We start from the raw sequence: 4,146 nt of genomic DNA, 5'->3' as shown, positions 1-4,146 counted from the left end.
AGGTGCGTCGTGAGTGGTTGGCCAATCCCGTGTCAGTCGAAGTCTGGCCAATTGGGCGGTTAACGCGACGTACGCGTCCTGCTTGCTGTGGCTACTTAAGCACTCAGTCAGGAGGAGGAATCAACCGGCGGCTGTGGACGAGATGAAGCGTCTTGATAAAGCCTATTGCTACACAGTCCAGCGGTTGTGCATCTCCACCCTACACGTATCCCTGATAATTCGGGTGCTGCCGCGCGCAGAATCCGCAGCGGGTTGGCATTTACCGTGAGCTCCGAAAGGGGAGGTCACGCATCATGGCTAATTTAGGCGGTGTTTCCGAAGCCTTCGCTCGGGGTCATTCACAGCTGACTGCACTTTGTGAACTGGCCTTGAATGTGTGCCTGCCAAGCGAGTAAAAACTCTGCCGGGCGGTGTAATTCAGGCCTCATGTCACCTGCGCTTGTTACAACTGAAAACTCCACCGTTACGTAGCGAAAGCCCCGTAGGACGGCCTCGCGTCCTGGTGAATTGCGTTGGTCAGGGCCGGTTTTTGACCGTGGTTCCGCTGTCCAGGCCGCTTTTGGCGGCGTTCGCGACTATAGCAGCAATGATTAAGTGCTTCAATTCCATAAAAATTGTTATCATCCGCGGCATGACAACTACTGCCCCTTCGACTCCAAGCGTTCAACTGCTTGAGGTCTCGCCGGAATATGCCGGCCAACGAATCGACAATTTCCTCCTCGCCCGGCTCAAGGGCGTGCCCAAGACCTTGATTTACCGCATTTTGCGTAAAGGCGAAGTGCGTGTGAACAAAGGTCGGATCAAGCCCGAATACAAGCTGCAGGCCGGCGATATCGTGCGCGTGCCGCCCGTTCGTGTGCCTGAGCGTGACGAGCCGGTGCCGCTTGCGCAGGGTCTTTTGCAGCGCCTGGAAGCGTCGATTGTCCATGAAGACAAAGCGCTGATCGTGATCAACAAGCCCGCAGGCATTGCGGTTCACGGCGGTAGCGGCCTGAATTTCGGTGTGATCGAAGCCTTTCGTCAGTTGCGTCCAGACACCAAAGAGCTGGAGCTGGTGCATCGCCTCGACCGCGATACCTCCGGTCTGCTGATGATCGCGAAAAAACGCAGCATGCTCCGGCACTTGCACGAGCAACTGCGCGGCGACGGCATCGACAAGCGCTACATGGCGCTGGTGCGCGGCAACTGGGCGACCTCGATCAAGCAAGTCCGTGCGCCGTTGCTCAAGAGCAATCTGCGCTCCGGCGAGCGCATGGTCGAAGTCAACGAAGAAGGCAAAGAGGCGCTGACCCTGTTCAAGGTGCTGCGCCGTTTCGGCGACTTCGCGACCATGGTCGAGGCCAAGCCTGTGACTGGCCGCACCCACCAGATTCGCGTGCATACCTTGCACGCCGGGCACTGCATTGCCGGCGACAGCAAGTACGGCGACGACGATTTCACCAAGGAAATCCGCGATCTGGGCGGCAAGCGTCTGTTCCTGCACGCTTACATGCTGACCGTGCCGCTGCCTGACGGTGGGAAGCTCACCTTGCAGGCGCCGGTAGACGAAATGTGGGCCAAGACTGTGGAGCGCCTGAGTGCAGCACCCTGATTACAAACTGCTGATTTTCGATTGGGATGGCACCCTCGCTGATTCCATTGGTCGGATCGTCGAGGCGATGCATTCCGCGTCCGGGCGTTCCGGTTTCGAGTTGCGCGATGATTTTGCTGTGAAAGGCATCATCGGCCTGGGTTTGCCCGAGGCGATCCGCACCTTGTATCCGCAAATCAGCGATGCCGAGATGATCGCGTTTCGTGAATATTATGCGGATCACTACATCGCTGCTGAAGCCGTGCCTTCGCCGTTGTTCGAAGGCGTTGTCGAGTCAATGGCGTCGTTTCGCGAGGACGGCTATCACTTGGCTGTGGCGACTGGCAAGAACCGTCGTGGACTGGATCGAGTGCTCAAGGCCAATGGCTGGGAAGATTATTTCGATATCACCCGTGCCGCCGACGAGACTGCCAGCAAGCCGCATCCGCTGATGCTTGAAGAGATTCTCGCGCATTGCGGCGTGCGTCCCGAGCAGGCGTTGATGGTCGGTGACTCGTCCTTCGATCTGCAGATGGCGCGCAACGCCGGCATGGGCTCGGTGGCCGTCAGTTACGGCGCGCAATCGATCGAGGCGTTGAAGCTGTTCGAGCCACGCCTGTCGATTGATCGTTTTTCCGAATTGCACGCCTGGCTGGGGCAGCAGGCTTAATACGTTTTTGCTGGGGTGGATGGCATGACCGATGAATGGAAAGCACCGGACAAGGCAAGTGCCGACGACGGTGATCAGAAAAGCTGGAAGCTGTTGGAAAAAACCCTGCTGGCGGGTGTGCAGGAGCAGCGTCGCTCACGGCGTTGGGGGATTTTTTTCAAGCTGTTGACCTTTGTTTATCTGTTTGTTGCGTTGATTCTGTTCACGCCGCTGATGGACATGGAAAAGAGCGCCACCCGCGGCCCCAATTACACCGCGTTGATCGACGTGACTGGCGTGATCGCCGACAAGGAGCCGGCCAGTGCCGACAACATCGTCGGCAGTCTGCGTGCGGCGTTCGAAGACAAGAAGGTCAAGGGCGTAGTCCTGCGGATCAACAGCCCGGGCGGCAGTCCGGTGCAGTCGGGTTACGTGTACGACGAGATCAAGCGTCTGCGCGGTCTGCATCCTGACACCAAGGTGTATGCGGTGATTTCCGATCTCGGTGCATCCGGTGCGTATTACATCGCCAGTGCGGCGGATCAGATCTATGCCGACAAGGCGAGTCTGGTTGGCTCGATTGGCGTGACGGCGGCCGGTTATGGCTTTGTCGGCACTATGGAGAAGCTGGGTGTCGAGCGTCGTACCTACACGTCCGGCGAGCACAAATCGTTCCTTGATCCGTTCCAGCCGCAAAAACCTGAAGAAACCGCGTTCTGGCAAAGCGTGCTGGATACCACGCATCAGCAGTTCATCAACAGCGTGAAGAAGGGGCGTGGTGATCGTCTCAAGGACAAGGAGCATCCGGAGTTGTTCTCTGGTCTGGTCTGGTCCGGCGAGCAGGCGCTGCCGTTGGGTTTGATCGATGGGCTGGGGAATGCCAGTTCGGTGGCGCGTGATGTGATCGGCGAGAAGGAAATGGTCGACTTCACTGTTCAGGAGTCGCCGTTCGATCGCTTCTCGAAAAAGCTTGGCGCTAGTGTTGCTGAGCAGTTGGCGATGTGGATGGGCTTCCACGGGCCTTCGTTGCGTTAATTCGTTGTAAAGATCAAAAGATCGCAGCCTGCGGCAGCTCCTACATTGGAATGTCGCAGGCTGCGATTTTTTGCGTTTCAGGGAATCTGTACGCCTTCGACCATCAGCATGTCGATCAGGCGAATCAGCGGCAGGCCGATCAGGCTGGTGGCGTCCGGGCCTTCGGTGGACTGAAACAGGCTCACACCGAGGCCTTCGGCCTTGAAGCTGCCTGCGCAGTCGTAGGGCTGCTCCAGGCGCAGATAGCGTTCGATGCGCGCCTCGTCGAGTGTGCGCATGTGTACGGTGAATGGCACGCAGTCGACCTGGCAGTGGCCGGTCTGGCTGTTGAGCAACGCCAGGCCGGTGAGAAAGGTCACGCTGGCGCCGCTGGCGGCCATCAGTTGTTCGCGGGCCTTGTCGAAGGTGTGGGGCTTGCCGATAATTCGCTCGCCGAGTACGGCAACCTGATCCGAGCCGATAATCAGATGGGCGGGATGACTGTCGGCAAGAGCTCGGGCTTTTTGTTCGGCGAGGCGTTTGACCAGCTCGATGGCGGACTCGCCCGGTCGGTGACTTTCATCGATATCCGGCGAGCTGCAGACGAACGGCAGGTGCAGGCGGGCGAGTAATTCGCGACGATAAGTCGAGCTTGAAGCGAGTAATAAAGGCAGCATTCGCATCTCCTGAGGCAGGCGTGGATTCTAGCGGACGCTCGTAAGTGACGGACAGGGCGCAATTTCCTTTGACATGGCTGGGTGCATCCCTATAATGCTGCGCCTATGTTGAATGACCCGATTCCACCTCACGTTGACCCGCGCAAATTGGCTGATCGTGGCACCACCCTTCAAGGTGAAATGCTGCTGGCCGATTTGGAGAGACTCTGCGACCCGCAGCATTTCACCTTGAAGGG

4 protein-coding genes and 1 pseudogene are annotated in these 4,146 nt (G+C 58.2%); 4 read left to right on the top strand and 1 reads right to left on the bottom strand.

Annotation, left to right across the window (positions count from 1 at the left end; translation table 11 throughout):
* Positions 1-631 precede the first annotated feature (631 nt).
* The 3 genes from rluC to sppA are packed head-to-tail and all read left to right on the top strand — an operon-like array spanning position 632 to position 3,254.
* Entirely contained in the window at positions 632-1,591 is a 960-nt protein-coding gene (gene rluC / locus ACIOZM_RS31390) for a 23S rRNA pseudouridine(955/2504/2580) synthase RluC (RefSeq protein WP_401221494.1), read from the top strand.
* A complete protein-coding gene (locus ACIOZM_RS31385; protein WP_401221492.1) occupies positions 1,578-2,240 on the top strand; it encodes an HAD-IA family hydrolase in 663 nt (220 codons plus the stop codon). Before rluC ends, ACIOZM_RS31385 begins: the two co-directional genes overlap by 14 nt.
* Before the next feature lie 24 nt (positions 2,241-2,264).
* Positions 2,265-3,254, top strand: a complete 990-nt coding sequence (gene sppA, locus ACIOZM_RS31380) for a signal peptide peptidase SppA (protein WP_401221489.1) — start codon at positions 2,265-2,267, stop codon at positions 3,252-3,254.
* A 77-nt stretch (positions 3,255-3,331) separates the two neighbouring features.
* Here the strand turns inward: sppA and ACIOZM_RS31375 are convergent, their stop codons facing one another.
* Positions 3,332-3,910, bottom strand: coding sequence for a Maf family protein (locus ACIOZM_RS31375; RefSeq protein WP_401221486.1), 579 nt, complete (start codon positions 3,908-3,910; stop codon positions 3,332-3,334).
* Positions 3,911-4,015: 105 nt separating this feature from the next.
* Between ACIOZM_RS31375 and ACIOZM_RS31370 the strand changes: the two are divergent.
* A pseudogene (locus ACIOZM_RS31370) lies at positions 4,016-4,146 on the top strand (hypothetical protein); the annotation flags it as partial.

This window comes from Pseudomonas sp. NPDC087346 (assembly GCF_044744235.1).
Taxonomy (GTDB): domain Bacteria; phylum Pseudomonadota; class Gammaproteobacteria; order Pseudomonadales; family Pseudomonadaceae; genus Aquipseudomonas.
The sequence above is the reverse complement of the archived record's forward strand: the minus strand, read 5'-3'. Positions and strand labels throughout refer to the sequence as shown.